Raw genomic sequence first — 19,194 nt, forward strand, 5'->3', positions numbered from 1 at the left:
ATACGATGACCCGCATGGGTGACGTTCTGGCTGGATTTCAAGCCGCCTGGGAGTTCGACTCGGACTCCGTGCTCATCCGCTTCGAACGGGGGATTCGCACACCGAAGCTGTTCCAGACACTCGGTGAACGCCGTATCCCGCACGAGGCGCTGGCGGCGGTGACACTGACGCCCGGCAAACGCGGCACGGTGGTGCTGCACGCCGTGCCAAGACCGGGCGCCGACCCGCTGATGGAGGCGGCGGCGGGGCAGCTCAAGGAGCCTTGCGACCCGTACCGCCTGGTGCTGCCCGCCGAGCGGGAGACGCTCGCCGAGTACTACGCGGACGAACTGCGCGCGCTGCTGACGCCGACGGCCGGGCCCGCCGACCAGTACCTGGTCGCGCCGCCCGAGGGTCCGGCGCAGTTCAAGGCGTACGACGGCAAGGCGTCCTTCGACGGGAAGACGGTGTTCTTCCGCTGGTTCTGGACGGGCGCGTCGTCGGCGAAGTGGAAGGCGGGCGACCAGGCCATCCCGGTCAGCGAGCTGACCGGCGTCGAGTGGCGCTCCCCGGACGCCTTCGACGGCCATCTGCGGCTGCTGCGCCGCGCCCCGGCCCAGCCGCAGCCCGCCCAGGCCGACCAGGACCCGGCCGCCGTGCTGTTCGGACTGGGGTACGGCCCGGTGCACGACTCGCTGCCGTTCGCCGCGTCCATCCTCGCGGCGGTACGTGACGCTGGGCCCCCGGTGGCGGTGGAGGCCCGTACGGCGCCGCGCCGGGACCCGGCGGACATCGCGGACCGCATCCGGCACCTCGGCGACCTGCACCAGGCGGGGCTGCTCACGGACGGCGAGTTCACGACGAAGAAGGCGGAACTGCTGGCCGAGCTCTGAGAGCCCGCCGTTGCTCATACCTCGGTATGAGCAACGGCCCGCTACCTCGGTATGACGCCCGTCTGATCCCCGTCCGCCTACGCTGATCAGGCCATGAGTACCTCACCACCGCCCGGCCCGGACGAGCCCCCGAGCGACGTCCCGGTCCCGCGCGCCCTGCTCACCGCAGCCCGTACCGGGCTCCGGGACCTGGGCGCCGCCCTGACCCTGCCCACCGGGTCGGGCAGGGTGCCACTGGCCGGGGCGCCCCGGGCATGGCAGCGGGCGCTGCCCTACGTCGTCGCGTTCGGGTTCGTCGCCGTCCTGCTGCCGGTGACCATCACCGTCCTGACGGGGGACTACCGGGTTCCCGGTGCGCTGGCCGGGGCACTCGCCGTGGCCCAGACCGTGCCCCTGCTGCTCGCCCTGAAGCGTCCGCTGCACGCCTGGTGGATCATCTTCGCCGCGCAGGTGGTCGGCGCCTTCACTGTGCTGGCCACCGACCCCGCGACGGCCCCCCACTCCTGGCCCTGGACCCCGATGACCATCGTCGGCTACCTGCTGCTGATGGTCCTGCTCGGGGTGCGCGAGTCGCGTCGTACGCTGCTCGCCGTCTGGTTGGCGACGGGCGCGGCGGGGCTGCTCTTCGAACTGATCTCGCAGGAACGCAGCGACGGCGGCCACGTCTTGCTGTTCGTCCTCAGCGGCGTCGTCCTGGTCGTCACCACGGCGCTGCGCGAGCGCGGCGACGCCCAGCGTCGGCTGGTCGAGCAGGAGACGATCAGCGAGGCCGAGCGGGCCCAGCGCACGCTGCTGGAGGAAAGGACCCGGATCGCACGGGAGTTGCACGATGTGGTCGCCCATCACATGTCCGTGATCACCGTGCAGGCCGACTCGGCGCCGTACCGCATCGAGGGCCTGCCACCCGCGGCGCGGGAGGAGTTCACCACCATCGCCGCCAGCGCCCGCGAGTCGCTGACCGAGATGCGGCGGCTGCTCGCGGTGCTGCGCAGCGAGGACGCCCAGGGCGAGCGGGCACCGCAGCCGGGCCTGGACAAGCTCCAGCAGCTGGTGGAGACGACGGTACGGGCCGGGGTTCCGGCCGAACTGTCCCTCGCGGCCGACCTGTCGGGCGTGCCCCAGGCCGTGGACCTGTCCGGGTATCGCATCGTGCAGGAGGCCCTGTCCAATGTGGTGCGCCACGCGCCGGGCGCCGCGACCCGCGTCTCGGTCTCGGTCTCATCCGACGATGAGCAGTTGACCGTCCTGGTGGTCAACGGCCCCGCCACCACACCGGGTTCGGCGCTGGAGACCACCGGCACTGGGCACGGGCTGGTCGGCATGCGCGAGCGCGTACGGTTGACCGGCGGCTCGCTCGACGTGGGACCGCTGCCGGACGGCGGCTTCCGGGTCGCGGCCCGGCTTCCGCTGCGCACGAAGGGCACCGCTCCGTGACCATCCGGGTGATCATCGTCGACGACCAGGCCATGGTGCGGGCGGGGTTCGCGGCGCTGCTGTCCGCGCAGAGCGACATCGACGTGGTCGGTGAGGCGCCGGACGGCAGGCAGGGCATCGAGGTCAGCCGCGCCGCGCACCCCGACGTCGTGCTGATGGACGTCCGCATGCCCGAGATGGACGGCCTCGCCGCCGCCCGCGCGCTGTTGGACCCGCCGCCGGGTGTCGTACACCGCCCCAAGGTCCTGATGCTCACCACCTTCGACGTGGACGACTACGTGTACGAGGCACTGCGCGCCGGTGCCTCCGGCTTCCTCCTCAAGGACGCGCCGCCCGCCGATCTGATCTCCGCCGTCCGGGTGGTCGCCTCCGGGGAGGCCCTACTCGCGCCGTCGGTGACCCGCCGCCTGATCGCGGACTTCGCCCAGCAGCGCCCCGCGCCGCGTAGGCAGCCCGCGCTGCGACTGAACGGCCTCACCCCGCGCGAGACGGAGGTACTCGAACTGATCGCGCGCGGGCTCTCCAACCAGGAGATCGCGGGGCGCCTCGTCCTGGCCGAACAGACCGTCAAGACCCACATCGGCCGGGTGCTGGCCAAGCTGGACCTACGCGACCGGGCACAAGCGGTGATCTTCGCGTACGAGTCGGGTCTGGTGGCTCCGGGCGACGCGGCCTGACGGCCCAACTCGCCTACCTGGCCCACCCCCTACCCCGGTATGACCCCGTGGTTGGCCCTCCGGTGTGACGCGCGCGCCCAGGCCGTCTTCCTACCTTCCCCTCCTCCGCGAACGACGCAGAGGACGAAGAGGGAGACAGCCGACGATGCGAAGCAGCACCCGTTTCCAGCGCACCCTGGTGGCCGCCGCGCTCACGACGACCGCCATGGCCGGTACGGCGGGCTGGGCCCTCGGAAACGAGCAGCGCCCCGTCACCGGGCCGGTCCCCGGTGTCAGCTCCTGGCGCGCCGACCGCGATCTCGGCCGTCAGCTGCCCGACCCGGCGACCGCGTCCCCGGCGAAGGTGGCCGCCTTCTTCGGCTCGCTCACCGCCGACGAGCGCCGTGCGCTCGCCGAGCGGCACGCCTTGGTCGTCGGCAACCTGGACGGCGCGCCGGTCGCGTTGCGTTACGCGGCCAACGCGCGGGCGCTCCGGGAGGAGCGGGCCAAGGCGCGGACCTACGCCAGCGACCCCGACCTGCCCTCCCGGGACCGCGCGGCGGCCCGCGCCCGGGCCGAGCGCTACACCGGACTCCTCGCGGCCGGGCGCCAGATCCTCGCCTTCGATCCGCGCGGGCGCGGCCAGGTCGCCGAGGTGTACGGCGATCTGGCCGGGGCGTCGCGGGTCGCGGTCATCGTCCCCGGCTCGGACATCGACCTGGCCACCTTCGACCGTACGGAGAACCCCTACGGCACTCCGGCCGGGATGGCTCGCTCGCTGTACGCGGCGACCGGGCAGCGCACGGCCGTGATCGCCTGGACCGGCTACACCACGCCGGTCGGGATCGGCCCGGACGCGGCGACCGGCCGCCTCGCGAAGGCCGGGGCGCCACGGCTGGCCCGCTTCGTCCAAGGGCTCACCGCGTCCGGCGCCCCGGACCCGGCCGTGTTCTGCCACAGCTACGGCTCGGTGGTGTGCGGGCTGGCCGCGCCGGACCTGCCCGCCACGGACATCGTGGTGGCCGCGTCGCCGGGGATGCGCGTGGCCAAGGCCAGCGACCTGAAGACGTCGGCGCGGGTCTGGGCCGTCAAGAACGACACCGACTGGATCGACAACGTCCCGAGCGTCCAGGTACTGGGTCTGGGCCACGGCGCCGATCCGGCGGCCCGGGACTTCGGGGCCCGTACCCTCCCGGCCACCAAGGCCCGTGGCCACAGCGGCTACTTCGTCCCCGGCACGGACTCCCTGGACGCGTTCGCCCGGGTGGCGCTCGGCGCTACTCCCGGCCCGCCGAGGTGAACGCCATGTCCGCGTACCGCCCACCCACCACCTTGCCCGCGATCGGCTCGAGCAGCGCCAACTCGTCCTCGGTGAGGGTGATCCGGGTCGCCGCCGTGTTCTCCTCGACACGGCTGGGCTTGCGGGTGCCCGGGATGGGCACCACGGACAGCCCGTGCTCTCGCGCCCGCCGCTGCACCCACGCCAGCGCGATCTGCCCCAGGGACGCCCCGCGCGCCTCGGCCACCGCGCGCACCGGCTCCAGGAGCGCCGCGTTGGCCGCGGCGTTCTCCTCGTTGAAGCGCGGCATCGTACGCCGGAAGTCGTCGGCGCCCAGCTCCGCGCTGGCGTTGACGAACGCGCCGGTCAGAAAGCCCCGGCCGAGCGGCGAGTACGGCACGAACGCGACGCCGAGCCGGGCGGCCGTGGGCACCACCGCGGCCTCCACGTCACGACTGAAGACCGACCACTCGGACTGCACGGCGGCGATCGGGTGCACGGCGTGCGCGGCGGCCAGTTCGGGTCCGGTGACCTCGCTCAGGCCGAGGTGCTTGACCTTGCCCTCCGCGACCAGCTCCGCCATCGCGCCGACCGTCTCCTCCAGGGGGACGTTCACATCGCGCCGGTGCATGTAGTAGAGGTCGATGACGTCCGTGCCGAGCCGCCGCAGGCTGCCCTCGACGCACTGTCTGATGTACGCGCGGTCGTTGCGGACAGCGCGTTTCGTCGGGTCGTCGCGGTCGAGGACGATGCCGAACTTGGTGGCGAGGACGACGTCCTCGCGGTGCGCCTGGATGAACGGCGCGATGAACTTCTCGTTCTCCCCGAAGCCGTACATGTCCGCGGTGTCGTAGAGCGTGACGCCCAGTTCAAGCGCCCGCTCCAGCGTGGCCCGCGCCGCGTCCTCGTCGGTCGGGCCGTACGCGAAGCTCATGCCCATGCAGCCGAGGCCCTGTACGCCGACCTCCGGGCCTTCCGTCCCCAGCCGCGCCTTGGCCATGACACCCATGTCACTCATCTCGCCCATGTCACTCATCAGCTTGTGGCCCCCTCTGGTGCACACGGGGCGGCGCCCGCGCCCGCGTAATAGTTGATCTTGTAGTCGAGTACGGAGAGCGCGTCCTGGAGCTCCGAGATCCTGGCCCGCACATCACGTCGGGTGTCCTGAAGGAGTTGCTGGCGTTCGCCGAAGGTGTGCTCGCCCTGGCGTACCAGCTCGGCGTAGCGCACCATGCCCGCGACCGGCATCCCGGTCAGCCGTAGCTTGCCGACGAGTTCCAGCCAGTCCAGGTCGCGGTTGGTGAAGCGCCGTTGGCCGGTGTGCGACCGGTCGACATGCGGCATCAGGCCGATCCGCTCGTACCACCGCAGGGTGTGTGCGGTCAGCCCGGTGAAGGCCGCGACCTCGCTGATCGTGTAGCGGTCCTTACCGTCGGGGCGTGGCGTGCTCTCCGTCACCGTCATGGCGCCAACGCTAGGACGTTGGAGTGCACTCGAAGCAAGCGAGTTGGGCGAGTTACCAGTGGGCGGGGCGGCTGAGCTCCCCCGGCAGCCGGGTCTCGGCGTCGCCCTGGGCGGCGTTCAGCTGGGCCTGGGTGACGAAGACGGCGTCGGTGAGGTCGGCGCCGCGCAGGTCGGCGTCCCGGAGGTCCGCGCCGATCAGGTCGGCCGTCCGCAGGTCGGCGCCGCGCAGGTTCGCGGCGATCAGCAGGGCGCCGCGGAGGTTGGCGCCGCGCAGGTCAGCGCCGCGCAGGCGGGCCCCGATCAGGTCGGCGGCGCGGTGGTTCTTCCTGCGCCCGGGAATCTGCGCGCGTACCAGCTCGCTGGCGCGCAGCAGCAACTCGCTGATGTCGCCGCGCAGCTGCGGCACGTCCAGGTCAAGCAGCGTGTCCGCGTCGGCGGCGGTGTGGCGTTCCAGCGCGTCGAGGGCATGGCGCAGTTCGCCGTGTACGGGGCGGGCGCGCGGGAGTCGCAGGGCTTCGGTGACGTACCAGAGCAGCTCGTGGAGCTGGCGCATGACGGGGAACACGTCGTACATCTGCCGGGCGGTGTCTGGGGCCTGGCGCCAGTCCTGCCCGCCGAAGGTGACCTGGGACACCTGCTGGCCCGCGCCGAAGCAGTCGAAGACGGTGCAGCCGGAGTAGCCGCTCTCGCGCAGCCGGGCGTGGATGCCGCAGCGGAAGTCGGTCCGCAGGTGGGTGCAGGGGGTGCCCGCGGGCTTGCTGGCCGCGAAGTCGGCCGAGGCGGCGAAGGGCAGCGCGACACAGCAGAGCCCGAAGCAACTGCCGCAGTCAGCCGTCAGCTTGCTGGTCGGGGGGTCGGGCTGCTGGGACAAGGGTGCGTACTCTCCTACCGCGCGCGGACGTCAATGCGAGCGCCGAACGGGGCGCCGAGCGTCCATTGTCCCCGACAGATTAGGCTCGTACGTATGCAGAGCCTGGCGATGATCGAGAACTGGCCGGTACCCACCGCGGCCGCCGCCGTCGTCCGTGCGGACGGCACCGTGGTCGGGGCCCATGGCCCGACGGGGCAGCGGTTCGCGCTCGCCTCGGTGACCAAGCCGCTGGCCGCGTACGCCGCGCTGATCGCGTACGAGGAGGGCGCGGTCGAGCTGGACGAACCGGCGGGGCCCGAGGGCTCGACGGTGCGCCATCTGCTCGCGCACACCAGCGGTCTCGCGTTCGACGAACACCGGGTGACGACACCGGCCGGGACCCGTCGGCTGTACTCGAACGCGGGCTTCGAGGTGCTGGGCGACCACATCGCCAAGGCGACGGACATCCCGTTCTCCGAGTATCTGCGGCAGGCGGTGTTCGAGCCGCTCGGGATGGCGCAGACCGTCGTGGAGGGCTCGCCCGCCAAGGACGGGTACTCGACCGTCGACGACCTGGTCAGGTTCGCCGCCGAGTTGCAGGCCCCACGACTGCTTGACGCGCGGACGGTCCTGGAGGCGATGACCGTCGTGCACCCCGGGCTGTCCGGGATACTGCCCGGCTACGGGCACCAGAAGCCCAACGACTGGGGGCTGGGCTTCGAGATCCGGGACGGCAAGTCGCCGCACTGGACGGGCGCCTCGTCCTCGCCCGGAACCTTCGGCCACTTCGGGCAGTCCGGTACGTTCCTGTGGGTTGACCCGGCCGCGGGCGCGGCCTGTGTGGCGCTGACGGACCGGGACTTCGGCCCGTGGGCCGCCGAGGCCTGGCCGCCCTTCACCGACGCGGTACTCGCGGAACTCTCGGCGGTCTAGAACCTTGGGCGGACTAGAACCTTGGGCGGACTAGCGGACTAGCGGCTAGGGCGGCCTACAGCTCCCAGAGCAGGAGCTCAGCGGCCGCGTCATCCGCCGCCACCAGCTCAAGCCCGCTCTCGGCCTCGACACGCGCCGCGTCCCCCGCCGTCAGTGTCACGCCGCCGAGTGACGCCTGGCCGCGCACGACGTGGACGTACACCCGTGGCGCGTCCGGCACCGCCGCGCGCTCTCCCGGCGTGAGTCGGCGCACCTGGAGCAGCGCGCCCGCGGCTGGCACCGCGTACGGGGTGGCGTCCGAGATGCCGTGGATCACCTCGTACGCTGGATCGCCGCCCGCTTCCAGGGGGGCCAGCCAGGTCTGGACGAAGACCAGCGGGACGTCGCCGTCGTTGCGCTCCACATGCCGCACCCCGGCGCCGGAGCTCAGCCGCTGCACATCGCCCGGGCGCACCACCGACTCGTGTCCGGCCGAGTCGCGGTGGGTCAGCTCGCCCTCGACGACCCAGGTGACGATCTCGGTGTGGCTGTGCCGGTGCTCGTCGAAGCCCGCGCCGGGCGCGAGCCGCTCCTCGTTGCAGGCGATCATCGCGCCGAAGCGCAGATTGTCGGGGTCGTAGTGGGGGCCGAAGGAGAAGGCGTGCAGCGACTCGATGCCGGTGCCCGGCTCCCCACCCCGATAGCGCTCACCAGCGCGTCGTACGTCTATCACGCCCCCAACGGTAGGGTGCGTGACGCGGGCTCTCGGGCCCTGGTCGCCGTGTGGCTGTCCGGATGAGGCAGTCTTGTCCCGTGCCCCAACCCGAATCGTCGCAGCCCGAACCGTCCAGGCCGCAGCACGCGGCGCGTCACACCCACTCGCATTCGGCCACCCTGAAGCGGCTGGAGAAATCCTCCGGCAGCCTCGCCGCGCAGGCCATCGCGCGGATGGACGAGACGCTGCCCTGGTACCGGGCGATGCCACCGGAGAACCGGTCCTGGATCGGTCTGGTCGCGCAGGCGGGCATCGCCGCGTTCACCGAGTGGTTCCGGCGGCCCGACGCCCCGCAGGCGATCTCCACGGATGTGTTCGGCACCGCGCCTCGCGAGCTGACCCGGGCGATCACCCTGCGGCAGACCGTGGAGATGGTGCGGACCACGATCGAGGTGATGGAGTCCGCGATCGACGAGGTCGCGGCTCCGGGTGACGAGTCGGTGCTGCGCGAGGCGCTGCTGGTCTACGCCCGCGAGATCGCCTTCGCCACCGCCCAGGTGTACGCCCAGGCGGCCGAGGCCCGCGGCGCCTGGGACGCCCGCCTGGAGTCGCTGGTCGTGAACGCGGTGCTGTCCGGTGAGGCCGACGAGGGCGCCGTGTCCCGCGCGGCCGCGCTGGGCTGGAACTCCCCGGAACATGTGTGTGTGGTGCTCGGCACCGCGCCCGACGGCGACAGCGAACTGACCGTCGAGGCCATCCGCCGGGCCGCGCGCCACGCGAAGCTCCAGGTGCTGACCGGTGTGCTGGGCAACCGGCTGGTGGTCATCGCCGGGGGCAGCGACAACCCGCTGGCCGTCGCCAAGGGACTGATCGGGCCGTTCGCGGCGGGTCCGGTGGTCGCCGGACCCGTGGTGCCCGACCTGCTGGCCGCCACCAAGTCCGCGCAGGCCGCCGCGGCCGGACTCAAGGCCTGCTCCGCCTGGCAGGACGCCCCGCGCCCGGTACTCGCGGATGATCTGCTGCCGGAGCGTGCGATCGCCTCAGACCCTGCTGCCAGGGAGCAGCTGGTGGAGGAGATCTACAGACCGCTGGAGGAGGCCGGGTCCGCGCTGCTGGAGACGCTGAGCGTGTATCTGGAGCAGGCGAGCAGTCTGGAAGGCGCCGCACGGATGTTGTTTGTGCACCCCAACACCGTTCGCTACCGGCTGCGACGTGTGACTGACGTCACCGGATGGTCGCCGTCTGATGTCCGCTCGGCGTTCACGTTGCGGATCGCGCTGATCCTGGGGCGGCTCGCTGACGCGGATCAGCCTGCCTAGTCTTTTGTCGAGGACATACAATTCCCCCCGCGGTTCTTCGTCCCTGTCCCCACGGGCGGCACACACCGTCCACAAGAGAGAGTGTGAGAGTGCTCGTACTCGTCGCTCCCGGCCAAGGCGCTCAGACGCCCGGCTTCCTGACCCCCTGGCTCGACCTCCCCGGCGCCGCCGAACGCGTCGCGGCCTGGTCGGACGCCATCGAGCTCGACCTTGCCCACTACGGCACCGAGGCTGACGCGGACGCGATCCGCGACACCGCCGTGGCCCAGCCGCTGCTGGTCGCGGCCGGACTGCTGTCCGCGGCCGCGCTCGGTGACCTCAAGGACATCAACCCGTCCGCTGTCGCGGGCCACAGCGTCGGTGAGATCACCGCGGCCGCGTTCGCCGGTGTCCTGGACGACACGTCGGCGCTGCGCCTGGTCCGTAAGCGCGGCCTGGCGATGGCCGAGGCCGCCACCATCACCGAGACCGGTATGTCGGCGCTGCTCGGTGGCGATCCCGAGACCACGGTGCCGCATCTGGAGAAGCTGGGGCTGACCCCGGCCAATGTGAACGGCGCCGGTCAGATCGTCGCCGCGGGCACCCTGGAGGAGCTCGCCGCACTGGCCGAGAACAAGCCCGACGGTGTGCGCCGGGTGGTGCCGCTGAAGGTCGCGGGCGCGTTCCACACCCGCCATATGGCCCCCGCGGTCGCCGCGCTGGAGACGGCCGCCCGCGAGCTGGCTCCGGCCGACCCGACCGTCACGTATATCTCCAACAAGGACGGCAAGGCGGTCGCCACCGGTAGCGAGGTGATCTCCCGTCTGGTGGGGCAGGTCGCCAACCCGGTCCGCTGGGACCTGTGCATGGAGACCTTCAAGGAGCTGGGCGTGACCGCCCTCATCGAGGTGTGCCCCGGTGGCACCCTCACCGGTCTCGCCAAGCGCGCCCTGCCGGGCGTGCGGACCCTCGCGCTGAAGACCCCCGATGACCTCGACGCGGCCCGCACGCTCGTCGCCGAGACGGCCTGACAAGGAGCCCGCAGAGCATGTCGAAGATCAAGCCCAGCAGAGGTGCACCGTATGCGCGCATCCTGGGTGTCGGCGGTTACCGCCCGACCCGGGTCGTGCCGAACGAGGTGATCCTCGAGACGATCGATTCCTCGGACGAGTGGATTCGTTCCCGCTCCGGCATCGCGACCCGGCACTGGGCCAGCGACGAGGAGACGGTGGCCGCGATGTCCATCGAGGCCTCCGGCAAGGCGATCGCGGACGCGGGGATCACCGCCGAGCAGATCGGTGGCGTGATCGTCTCGACGGTCTCGCACTTCAAGCAGACCCCGGCCGTCGCCACCGAGATCGCCGACAAGCTCGGCACGGACAAGGCCGCGGCCTTTGACATCTCGGCTGGCTGTGCGGGCTTCGGCTATGGGCTGACGCTGGCCAAGGGCATGGTCGTCGAGGGGTCGGCCGAGTACGTCCTGGTGATTGGCGTGGAGCGGCTGAGCGACCTCACCGACCTGGAGGACCGCGCGACGGCCTTCCTGTTCGGCGACGGCGCGGGCGCTGTCGTCGTCGGCCCGTCCCAGGACCCGCAGATCGGCCCGACCGTCTGGGGCTCGGAGGGCGACAAGTCCGAGACGATCAAGCAGACCGTGCCGTGGTCGGACTACCGCGGCGTGTCGGCCGAGGACCTCCCCAAGTTCCCCGCGATCACTCAGGAAGGCCAGGCGGTGTTCCGCTGGGCCGTGTTCGAGATGGCGAAGGTCGCCCAGCAGGCGCTGGACGCGGCCGGAATCAGCCCGGACGACCTGGACGTCTTCATTCCGCACCAGGCCAACATGCGGATCATCGACTCGATGGTGAAGACCCTCAAACTGCCGGAGCACGTCACGGTCGCCCGTGACATCGAATCCACCGGCAACACCTCGGCCGCCTCGATTCCGCTTGCTATGGAGCGGCTTCTGGCGACCGGCGAGGCGAAGAGCGGCGACACCGCGCTCGTCATCGGCTTTGGGGCGGGTCTCGTGTACGCCGCCACGGTCGTTACCCTCCCCTAGGCGCCTTCCGGATTCTCCGGCAGGCGTCGACAAACCACCTGATACATACGAAGGAGCGCCAACATGGCCGCCACCCAGGAAGAGATCGTTGCCGGTCTCGCCGAGATCGTGAACGAGATCGCCGGCATCCCGACTGAGGACGTCCAGCTGGACAAGTCCTTCACCGACGACCTGGACGTCGACTCGCTGTCCATGGTCGAGGTCGTCGTCGCCGCCGAAGAGCGCTTCGACGTGAAGATCCCGGACGACGACGTCAAGGGCCTCAAGACCGTCGGCGACGCCGCGGACTACATCCTCAAGCACCAGGCCTGAGCCTGACGCGCGTGTCCTGACGCGCGTGTAACGCCACCCGGCGGTGGCGCCGTCTGTTCGGCATCCATCGCCCCATTCCAAGACGTGGAGAAAGAATTCCTGTGAGCTCGACCAATCGCACCGTGGTCGTCACCGGTATCGGCGCAACCACACCGCTGGGTGGCGACTCCGCATCGACCTGGGAAGGTCTGCTTGCGGGACGCTCCGGCGTCAAGCCCCTCGAGGGGGAGCGCTTCGCCGACCTTCCGGTCCGTATCGCCGCCCCCGCGGCGGTCGATCCGGCCGATGTGCTGCCCCGCCCGCTGGCCCGCAAGCTGGACCGCTCGGCGCAGTTCGCGCTGATCGCGGCCCGCGAGGCGTGGGCGGACGCGGGTTACACCGCGAAGGCCGGTGAGGACGAGTCGATCGTCCCTGAGCGCCTCGGCGCGGTCATCGCCTCCGGTATCGGTGGTGTCACCACCCTGCTCGACCAGTACGACGTGCTCAAGGAGAAGGGCGTACGCCGCGTCTCCCCGCACACCGTCCCGATGCTGATGCCGAACGGCCCGTCGGCCAACGTCGGCCTTGAGGTCAACGCCCAGGCCGGAGTGCACACCCCGGTCTCGGCCTGCGCTTCGGGCGCCGAGGCGATCGGCTACGCCGTCGAGATGATCCGCACGGGCCGCGCCGACGTGGTCGTCGCCGGTGGCACCGAGGCGGCCATCCACCCGCTGCCGATCGCCGCCTTCGCCAACATGATGGCGATGTCCAAGAACAACGACGAGCCCGAGAAGGCCTCGCGCCCGTACGACAAGGCCCGTGACGGCTTCGTACTCGGCGAGGGCGCGGGCGTGGTCGTCCTGGAGTCCGCCGAGCACGCCGCCGCGCGTGGCGCCCGGGTCTACGCCGAGGTGCTCGGCCAGGGCCTGTCGGCCGACAGCCACCACATCGCGCAGCCCGAGCCGACCGGCCGCGGGGTCGCCGCCGCGCTGCGGAACCTGCTCGACAACACCGACCTCAAGCCCGAGGAGGTCGTGCACCTGAACGCGCACGCCACCTCGACACCGCAGGGTGACCTCGCCGAGATCAAGGCCCTGCGCAAGGTACTCGGCGACGCCATGGACCACATCGCCGTGTCCGGTACGAAGTCCATGACCGGCCACCTGCTGGGCGGCGCCGGTGGCATCGAGACCGTCGCCACGGTGCTCGCGCTGCACCACCGGATGGCCCCGCCGACCCTCAACGTCGATGACCTCGACGACGAGGTGGACGCGGACGTCGTACGGGGTGAGGCCCGCGCGCTGCCCGAGGGCACCATCGCGGCGATCAACAACTCCTTCGGCTTCGGCGGCCACAACGTGGTCCTCGCCTTCCGGAGCGTGTGAGCGCACCGTACGTGAGAGGAGGGCCCGCCCGGGACAACCGGGCGGGCCCTCCTTTTGCGTACGGCTCCTTTTGCGTACGGCTACACCACCTGGTGCAGCCAGCGGACCGGGGCGCCTTCGCCCGCGTAGCGGAACGGCTCCAGTTCGTCGTCCCAGGGCTTGCCGAGGAGCTTGGCCAGCTCGGACTCCAGTTGCGTCTCGCCGCGCTGGGCGCGGGCCAGCGCGGCGCGCAGCCGGTCCTCGGGGATCATGATGTCGCCGTGGATGCCGGTGACCGCGTGAAAGATTCCGAGCTCGGGCGTGGCGCTGTAGCGCTCGCCCTCCGCGCCGGCGCGCGGCTCCGACGTGACCTCGAAGCGCAGCAGCTGCCAGCCGCGCAGCGCGGAGGCCAGCTTGGAGGCGGTGCCCGGCTCGCCCTGCCAGGAGAACTCGGATCTCCAGGTGCCGGGCGACGCGGGCTGCCTGATCCAGTCCAGGCTCACGCGGACGCCGAGGACCCCCGCGACCGCCCACTCGACGTGCGGGCACAGCGCCCGCGGGGCGGAGTGCACGTAAAGAACTCCACGGGTCGTCACCGGGACCTCCGCAAAATCCAGGAAAATCCAACAAACCGGACAGATCTGACGTGATGTAATTTAGCGGAACCGAGACAGTGGTGGGTCACTGGGTCGACTGGGGCCAAGCTACCGTGCGGCACCGGCCCGAGTGTGACGTACCGTCGCTCCAACGGGCAGGAAACACCTAGCTTTCACTCGGCAGGACGCCCTGGCGTCACAGAGGGGACGGGAACAATGGGGAAGAACGGCCGAAGCCGTACAGGCGCCGCCGTCACGGCGATGGCGCTGGCACTCCTCACCGGGACGCTGGCTGGCTGTGATCCCACCGGAGGTGCGGCGTCCGCTCCGGTGAACGACTCGACCACCGGAACGCCCTCAGCGGAGCCCACCCCGCGGTGGAACCCCAAGCCCGCGTCCCTGGCCGCCGTCGGCGACTCGATCACCCGCGCCTTCAACACCTGCAAGGTACTCTCCGACTGCCCCGAGGAATCCTGGGCGACCGGCACCGACGACGGCGTGAACAGCCTGGCGATACGGCTACTCGGGGAGGACGCGGCCGACAACAGCTGGAACTACGCCAGGTCGGGCGCCCGGGTGTCGGCCCTGACGGAACAGATGAAGCAGGCCGCGGAGAAGTCGCCCGAGCTGGTGACGGTGTTGATCGGCGCCAATGACGCCTGCCGTGGGGACGTGACCGCGATGACCCCGGTCTCCACGTTCCGGGCGGACTTCGAGGACGGCATGCGGGCCCTGCGCCGCGAGGAGCCGAAAGCCCAGGTGTTCGTGGCGAGCGTGCCGGACCTGAAGCGCCTCTGGTCCGAGGGGCGGAGCAGCGCGCTGGGCAAGCAGATGTGGAAGCTGGGCATCTGCCCCGCGATGCTCGCCGACGCGGACGCGATGGACAAGGCGTCGGTCACGCGCCGGGACACCGTGCGCAAGCGGGTGATGGAGTACAACGAGGTGCTGCGTGACGTGTGCGCCGAAGACCCGCTCTGCCGGTACGACGACGGGGCGGTCTTCGACTACCGCTTCGGCACCAAGGAGTTGAGCCGGTGGGACTGGTTCCACCCGAGCAAGGCCGGCCAGTCGCTGCTCGCGGAGGTCGCCTATCGCGAGGTGACGGGGCAGAAGCCCCCGGCGTAGGGACGCGGGCGGGTGCCGGGCCTGCCGGGGGCCCGCGTACGTCAGACGGTGAGGCGTGCCGTCAGTTGGGTGTCTACGAGGGAGCGGCTGGCCTGGACCTCGTAGTCGCCGCTGACGAGGGACCAGGCCCCTTCGGTCTCGTCCCAGATCTCGAAGGCGCGGCGCGGCAGTTCGACCCGTACGTCGACGCTCTCACCGGGTGCCGCCGCCACCGAGGCGAATCCGGCGAGCCAGCGGGCGGGACGCTCCACGCGGTCCTGTGCCAGGTAGACCTGGATGACCTCGCGACCGTGGCGGGTGCCGGTGTTGCGGACGCGGACCGTGGCGGCGGTGGGGGTGACCTCCAGGGACTCGTACGCCCAGTCGGTGTAGCCGAGTCCGTGGCCGAAGGGGTAGGACGGGGTGGCTCCGGACTCCTCCCAGGCCCGGTAGCCGATGAACAGCCCCTCGGTGTAGGCGAGTTCGCCGTCCGTCGGGGTGACTTCGGTGACCGGGGCGTCGGTTAGCGCGCCCCAGGTGGTGGGGAGACGGCCGCCCGGCTCGGCGGCGCCGGTGAGGACGTCGGCGAGCGCGGCGCCGCCTTCCTGGCCGGGGAACCAGCTGAGCAGGATGGCCGCGACGTCCTCGCGCCAGGGGAGTTCCACGGGTGAGCCCGCGTTGACGACCACGACGGTGTTCGGGTTGGCGGCGGCGACCGCGCGCACCAGGTCGTCCTGACGGCCCGGCAGCGTCAGATCGGCGCGGTCGAAGCCCTCGGACTCGACGCGGTCGGTTGTGGCGACCACGACGACCGCGACGTCGGCGTCCCGCGCGGCGGCCACGGCTTCCGCGATCAGTTCGTCGGAGTCGCGCCGCGGCTCGCGGTGGACGAGGGAGAAGCCGACGGCCTGGATCGGGGCGTCCGCCAGCTTCGCGACGGTGTAGGTGAGGCTCACCTCGGTCTCGGTACCCGCGGTGAGTTCGACCTGGCCGCGCTCGACGGGCGCCCCGAAGAACGCTTCGAACGGGTCGGTCTCGTCCCCCGGGCCCTGCGCTCCGGTGAAGAGTTCGCGGCCCCCGACGGTGAGCGTGAAGCCGCCGAGCCCGCGGGTGCCGAAGGAGTGGGCGCCGCTCTCGCGCGGGGTGAAGGTGCCGGTCAACTCCACGCTGTGCAGGGCGTCGTAGGTGACACCGTCGGGCAGGTCGCCGCCGAGCCACTGGATCATGCCGCTGGGCGCGGTGGCGCTGCCGAGGGTACGGCCAGCGGCGTCACGGCAGATCGCGTGGAGGGTGAACCCCTGGTCGGCGACGGTGAGTTCGTCGTTGGGGTCGGCGCCTACGTGATAGCTGAGGGCGTCGCCCGGGAGTGCGGCGGTCAGCCCGTCGAGCGGTGTGGCGATCCGCTCCGGGAAGACGGTGGCGGAGCCGCCGCCGAGCACCCGGGCGTCCCGCGCGGCGGCGCCGCTGAGGGCGACCCGGCGCACGGCCGCGGGGTTGATCGGCAGAGAGCCGTGGTGGTTGCGTACGAGGACGAAGGAGCGGCGGGCCACCTCGCGGGCGAGCGCCGTGCCGTCGATGGCGGCGGGCGGCGTGGCGACCACGGGCTCGGCGCCTTCGAGTGCCCCGGCCCGCGCGGCGAGCCGCAGCACCCGCCGCACGGCCTCGTCGACGGTCGCCTCCTCGACCTCACCGGCCCGGACGGCGGCGGCGAGCGCGGGGCCGTACACGGTCTGAGGTCCGGGCATGGCGACGTCGAGGCCGCCCTCGATCGCGCCCTTGGTGCTCCTGGCCGCCATCCAGTCCGAGACGTTGGCCCCGTCGAAGCCCCACTCACCGCGCAGGATCTCCTGGACCAGGTACCGGTGTTCGGTCATGGTCGTCCCGTTGACCTGGTTGTAGGCGGTCATGATGCCCCACGGGCGGGCGTCCGCGACGATGGCTTCGAACGGCGCGAGATAGAGCTCGCGCAGCGCGCTGGCCGACACGGTGTTGTTGACCGTGAAGCGGTCGGTCTCGGCGTCGTTGGCGACGAAGTGCTTGACCGTGGTGCCGACACCGCCCTCCTGGACGCCGCTCACATAGCCGATGCCGATCCGCCCGGTGAGGTAGGGGTCTTCGGAGTAGCACTCGAAGTGCCGTCCGCCGCGCGGTGATCGGTGCAGGTTGACGGTGGGCGCGAGCAGGACGTGCACGCCTTTGCGGCGGGCCTCCTGGGCGAGCAGCAGCCCGGTTTCGCGGGCGAGTTCCGGGTCCCAGGTGGCGGCGAGCGCGGTCGGTGACGGCAGGGCGACTGACGGGTCGTCAGCGCTCCAGCGCACGCCTCGTACCCCGATCGGGCCGTCGGACATCACCAGGGACTTCAGCCCGATCTCCGGGGCCTCGGGCAGGGTCCACATGTCCTGCCCGGCGAGCAGCCGGGTCTTGGCGTCGAGGTCCAGCTTGCCGATGGCCGCTTCGATGATCGCCTCACGGCGTTGGTCGCTGGGGTCAGTTGAGGCGCTGGGGTCAGTTGAACCGCTTCGGTCGCTCGGGTCACTCCGGTCGCTCTGGGGGCGCGTGCTGTCCGCCATGGCCGTACCTCCTCGGTGAAGTCCGCTGCTTCCTCCGCACATCCTGCACCGGGGCAGGCATCCGGGGTACGCGTAAGGGCCGCACCTCCGCCGAGGTGCGGCCCTTATGTCGCGCTATGCGACGGGAAGGATCAGGCGATCGCGAGGTCCACCGTGATGTTGCCGCGGGTCGCCTTGGAGTACGGGCAGACCTGGTGCGCCTTCTCGAGCAGGGCCTTGGCGGTGGCCGCGTCGACGGTCGGGATGGCGGCCTTGATCGCGACGATGATGCCGAAGCCCTCGTCGTTCGAGCCGATGCCGACCTCGGCGGTCACCGTGGAGCCGGTGATGTCTACCTTCTCGTTCCGCGCCACGACGCCGAGGGCACCCTGGAAGCAGGCGCTGTAGCCGGCCGCGAAGAGCTGCTCGGGGTTGGTGCCTTCGCCGGAGCCGCCCATCTCCTTGGGCGGGTTGACGACGACGTCGAGCGTGCCGTCGTGGGTGGCGACGCGGCCGTCGCGGCCGTTCTCCGCGGTGGCGGTCGCGGTGTACTTCACGTCAGACTGCTGGATGGCCATAAGAAGCTGTTCCTCCTGTTGTACGCCGCCGCGGCTCGCGCCCACGACCCCGACGGCTGCAACAGAGCCTAACGGGTCGGGCTGACGATCATCTTTCCGGTGTTGTCACCCCGGAGTACGCCGAGGAACGCCTCGACGCCGTTCTCGATGCCCTCGACGAAGGTCTCGCCGTACTTCAGCTCGCCGGAGGCGATCCAGCCCGCGACTTCCTGGACGAACTGCGGCTGGAGCGCCGCGTGGTCGCTGACGAGCATGCCCTGCAGGCGCAGCCGCTTGCCGATGATCATGGCCATGTTGCGCGGCCCGGGGGTGGGCTCGGTGTCGTTGTACTGGGCGATCATGCCGCAGATGGTGGCGCGGCCGTGCACGTTCAGGCGGCCGATGGCGGCTTCGAGATGCTCGCCGCCGACGTTGTCGAAGTAGACGTCGATGCCGTCCGGGGCGGCCTGCTTGAGCTGCTCGGCGACGGGGCCGTCCTTGTAGTTGAAGGCCGCGTCGAAGCCGTACTCCTCGATCAGCGTCTTGACCTTGGCGTCGGAGCCCGCCGAGCCGATGACGCGGGAGGCGCCCTTGAGCTTGGCGATCTGGCCGACCTGGCTGCCGACGGCACCCGCGGCGCCGGAGACGAAGACCGCGTCGCCCTCCTTGAAGGATGCGACCTCCAGGAGGCCCGCGTAGGCGGTCAGGCCTGGCATGCCCAGGACGCCGAGGTAGGCGGAGAGGGGGGCCAGCGAGGCGTCGACCTTCTTGGCGTGCTGGGCCGGGACGTCCGCGTAGTCGCGCCAGCCGAGGCCGTGCAGGACATGGTCGCCGACGGCGAAGCCCTCGGCGTTGGAGGCGATGACCTCGCCGACCGCGCCGCCGTCCATCGGCTCGTCCAGTTGGAAGGGCGGGACGTAGGACTTCACGTCGTTCATCCGGCCGCGCATGTAGGGGTCTACCGAGAAGTGCAGGTTCCGGACGAGAATCCGGCCTTCGGCGGGGGCGGTGACCGGGATGTCACGCAGGGCGAAGTCGGCCGGAGTGGGCCAGCCGTGCGGGCGGGCTACCAGGTGCCAGGCGCGGCTGACGGTGGGGAGTGCGGACATGGGGGTGGCCTCCAGCCTCGATTACTTCAGGTACTGAAACAACCATGCTCCTACATATTTCATGTTGTCAAGTAAATGGGTAAGC

General features: G+C 71.2%; 19 protein-coding genes. 11 read left to right on the top strand and 8 right to left on the bottom strand.

What is annotated here, in order from left to right; translation table 11 throughout:
* Window positions 1-14 precede the first annotated feature (14 nt).
* The 4 genes from GCN81_RS06325 to GCN81_RS06340 all read left to right on the top strand — a co-directional run bounded on the left by GCN81_RS06325 (window position 15) and on the right by GCN81_RS06340 (window position 4,262).
* The gene (locus GCN81_RS06325) at window positions 15-872 is read left to right on the top strand and encodes a DUF4429 domain-containing protein (protein WP_197287504.1); all 858 of its coding nucleotides are present in this window, start codon (window positions 15-17) and stop codon (window positions 870-872) included.
* Between the two features lie 93 nt (window positions 873-965).
* Window positions 966-2,306, top strand: coding sequence for a sensor histidine kinase (locus GCN81_RS06330; RefSeq protein ID WP_156722537.1), 1,341 nt, complete (start codon window positions 966-968; stop codon window positions 2,304-2,306).
* The gene (locus GCN81_RS06335; RefSeq protein ID WP_156722539.1) at window positions 2,303-2,983 is read left to right on the top strand and encodes a response regulator; all 681 of its coding nucleotides are present in this window, start codon (window positions 2,303-2,305) and stop codon (window positions 2,981-2,983) included. The genes GCN81_RS06330 and GCN81_RS06335 overlap by 4 nt, the downstream gene beginning before the upstream one ends.
* Before the next feature lie 145 nt (window positions 2,984-3,128).
* Window positions 3,129-4,262 carry an alpha/beta hydrolase gene (locus tag GCN81_RS06340; protein WP_156722541.1) on the top strand — a complete coding sequence of 378 codons (1,134 nt, stop codon included), beginning with the start codon at window positions 3,129-3,131 and terminating at the stop codon, window positions 4,260-4,262.
* On the opposite strand, the gene GCN81_RS06345 is transcribed toward GCN81_RS06340, so the two are convergent.
* The 3 genes from GCN81_RS06345 to GCN81_RS06355 are packed head-to-tail and all read right to left on the bottom strand — an operon-like array spanning window position 4,240 to window position 6,576.
* The gene (locus GCN81_RS06345) at window positions 4,240-5,268 is read right to left on the bottom strand and encodes an aldo/keto reductase (RefSeq protein WP_231626441.1); all 1,029 of its coding nucleotides are present in this window, start codon (window positions 5,266-5,268) and stop codon (window positions 4,240-4,242) included. The genes GCN81_RS06340 and GCN81_RS06345 overlap by 23 nt on opposite strands.
* Window positions 5,269-5,276: 8 nt before the next feature.
* On the bottom strand, window positions 5,277-5,705 hold the full coding sequence (locus GCN81_RS06350) for a MerR family transcriptional regulator (protein ID WP_156722542.1): 429 nt from the start codon (window positions 5,703-5,705) through the stop codon (window positions 5,277-5,279).
* A 52-nt stretch (window positions 5,706-5,757) separates the two neighbouring features.
* Complete coding sequence (locus GCN81_RS06355) at window positions 5,758-6,576, bottom strand: pentapeptide repeat-containing protein (protein ID WP_156722544.1); 819 nt, start codon at window positions 6,574-6,576, stop codon at window positions 5,758-5,760.
* A gap of 93 nt (window positions 6,577-6,669) precedes the next feature.
* On the opposite strand from GCN81_RS06355, the gene GCN81_RS06360 reads away from it, so the two are divergent.
* The gene (locus GCN81_RS06360; RefSeq protein ID WP_156722546.1) at window positions 6,670-7,488 is read left to right on the top strand and encodes a serine hydrolase domain-containing protein; all 819 of its coding nucleotides are present in this window, start codon (window positions 6,670-6,672) and stop codon (window positions 7,486-7,488) included.
* A 55-nt stretch (window positions 7,489-7,543) separates the two neighbouring features.
* Here the strand turns inward: GCN81_RS06360 and GCN81_RS06365 are convergent, their stop codons facing one another.
* The gene (locus tag GCN81_RS06365; protein WP_156722548.1) at window positions 7,544-8,200 is read right to left on the bottom strand and encodes a pirin family protein; all 657 of its coding nucleotides are present in this window, start codon (window positions 8,198-8,200) and stop codon (window positions 7,544-7,546) included.
* Window positions 8,201-8,280: 80 nt separating this feature from the next.
* Here GCN81_RS06365 and GCN81_RS06370 point away from each other — a divergent pair, with 80 nt between their 5' ends.
* The 5 genes from GCN81_RS06370 (at window position 8,281) to fabF (ending at window position 13,215) form a co-directional block, all read left to right on the top strand.
* The gene (locus GCN81_RS06370) at window positions 8,281-9,501 is read left to right on the top strand and encodes a PucR family transcriptional regulator (RefSeq protein ID WP_156722549.1); all 1,221 of its coding nucleotides are present in this window, start codon (window positions 8,281-8,283) and stop codon (window positions 9,499-9,501) included.
* 89 nt (window positions 9,502-9,590) lie between these two features.
* A complete protein-coding gene (locus tag GCN81_RS06375; protein ID WP_156722551.1) occupies window positions 9,591-10,511 on the top strand; it encodes an ACP S-malonyltransferase in 921 nt (306 codons plus the stop codon).
* Between the two features lie 17 nt (window positions 10,512-10,528).
* Window positions 10,529-11,539 (top strand): ketoacyl-ACP synthase III, encoded by a 1,011-nt coding sequence (locus tag GCN81_RS06380; RefSeq protein WP_156722553.1) that lies wholly within the window; start codon window positions 10,529-10,531, stop codon window positions 11,537-11,539.
* Between the two features lie 63 nt (window positions 11,540-11,602).
* Window positions 11,603-11,851, top strand: coding sequence for an acyl carrier protein (locus GCN81_RS06385; protein ID WP_156722555.1), 249 nt, complete (start codon window positions 11,603-11,605; stop codon window positions 11,849-11,851).
* 101 nt (window positions 11,852-11,952) lie between these two features.
* The gene (gene fabF / locus GCN81_RS06390) at window positions 11,953-13,215 is read left to right on the top strand and encodes a beta-ketoacyl-ACP synthase II (RefSeq protein ID WP_156722557.1); all 1,263 of its coding nucleotides are present in this window, start codon (window positions 11,953-11,955) and stop codon (window positions 13,213-13,215) included.
* Window positions 13,216-13,295: 80 nt separating this feature from the next.
* Here fabF and GCN81_RS06395 read toward each other — a convergent pair whose 3' ends face one another.
* Complete coding sequence (locus tag GCN81_RS06395; RefSeq protein WP_156722559.1) at window positions 13,296-13,790, bottom strand: DUF3145 domain-containing protein; 495 nt, start codon at window positions 13,788-13,790, stop codon at window positions 13,296-13,298.
* Between the two features lie 216 nt (window positions 13,791-14,006).
* Here GCN81_RS06395 and GCN81_RS06400 point away from each other — a divergent pair, with 216 nt between their 5' ends.
* Window positions 14,007-14,915, top strand: coding sequence for an SGNH/GDSL hydrolase family protein (locus tag GCN81_RS06400; RefSeq protein ID WP_231626409.1), 909 nt, complete (start codon window positions 14,007-14,009; stop codon window positions 14,913-14,915).
* 41 nt (window positions 14,916-14,956) lie between these two features.
* Here the strand turns inward: GCN81_RS06400 and GCN81_RS06405 are convergent, their stop codons facing one another.
* The 3 genes from GCN81_RS06405 to GCN81_RS06415 form a co-directional block, all read right to left on the bottom strand.
* Window positions 14,957-17,464 carry a glycoside hydrolase family 3 protein gene (locus tag GCN81_RS06405; protein WP_156722560.1) on the bottom strand — a complete coding sequence of 836 codons (2,508 nt, stop codon included), beginning with the start codon at window positions 17,462-17,464 and terminating at the stop codon, window positions 14,957-14,959.
* A 131-nt stretch (window positions 17,465-17,595) separates the two neighbouring features.
* The gene (locus tag GCN81_RS06410; protein WP_156722562.1) at window positions 17,596-18,021 is read right to left on the bottom strand and encodes an organic hydroperoxide resistance protein; all 426 of its coding nucleotides are present in this window, start codon (window positions 18,019-18,021) and stop codon (window positions 17,596-17,598) included.
* 68 nt (window positions 18,022-18,089) lie between these two features.
* The gene (locus tag GCN81_RS06415; RefSeq protein WP_156722564.1) at window positions 18,090-19,109 is read right to left on the bottom strand and encodes an NADP-dependent oxidoreductase; all 1,020 of its coding nucleotides are present in this window, start codon (window positions 19,107-19,109) and stop codon (window positions 18,090-18,092) included.
* Window positions 19,110-19,194 lie beyond the last annotated feature (85 nt).

Origin of the sequence: Streptomyces apocyni, assembly GCF_009739465.1 — a bacterium.
GTDB classification, from domain to species: Bacteria; Actinomycetota; Actinomycetes; order Streptomycetales; family Streptomycetaceae; genus Streptomyces; species Streptomyces apocyni.

Excerpts from the sequence above, each read along its gene's own strand:
- GCN81_RS06405 (WP_156722560.1), bottom strand. The coding sequence starts at position 17,464 with ATGGCGGACAGCACGCGCCCCCAGAGCGACCGGAGTGACCCGAGCGAC.
- GCN81_RS06385 (WP_156722555.1), top strand. The coding sequence starts at position 11,603 with ATGGCCGCCACCCAGGAAGAGATCGTTGCCGGTCTCGCCGAGATCGTG.
- GCN81_RS06325 (WP_197287504.1), top strand. The coding sequence starts at position 15 with ATGGGTGACGTTCTGGCTGGATTTCAAGCCGCCTGGGAGTTCGACTCG.
- GCN81_RS06360 (WP_156722546.1), top strand. The coding sequence starts at position 6,670 with ATGCAGAGCCTGGCGATGATCGAGAACTGGCCGGTACCCACCGCGGCC.
- GCN81_RS06400 (WP_231626409.1), top strand. The coding sequence starts at position 14,007 with ATGGGGAAGAACGGCCGAAGCCGTACAGGCGCCGCCGTCACGGCGATG.
- GCN81_RS06415 (WP_156722564.1), bottom strand. The coding sequence starts at position 19,109 with ATGTCCGCACTCCCCACCGTCAGCCGCGCCTGGCACCTGGTAGCCCGC.
- GCN81_RS06350 (WP_156722542.1), bottom strand. The coding sequence starts at position 5,705 with ATGACGGTGACGGAGAGCACGCCACGCCCCGACGGTAAGGACCGCTAC.
- GCN81_RS06345 (WP_231626441.1), bottom strand. The coding sequence starts at position 5,268 with ATGGGCGAGATGAGTGACATGGGTGTCATGGCCAAGGCGCGGCTGGGG.
- GCN81_RS06340 (WP_156722541.1), top strand. The coding sequence starts at position 3,129 with ATGCGAAGCAGCACCCGTTTCCAGCGCACCCTGGTGGCCGCCGCGCTC.
- GCN81_RS06330 (WP_156722537.1), top strand. The coding sequence starts at position 966 with ATGAGTACCTCACCACCGCCCGGCCCGGACGAGCCCCCGAGCGACGTC.
- GCN81_RS06380 (WP_156722553.1), top strand. The coding sequence starts at position 10,529 with ATGTCGAAGATCAAGCCCAGCAGAGGTGCACCGTATGCGCGCATCCTG.
- GCN81_RS06410 (WP_156722562.1), bottom strand. The coding sequence starts at position 18,021 with ATGGCCATCCAGCAGTCTGACGTGAAGTACACCGCGACCGCCACCGCG.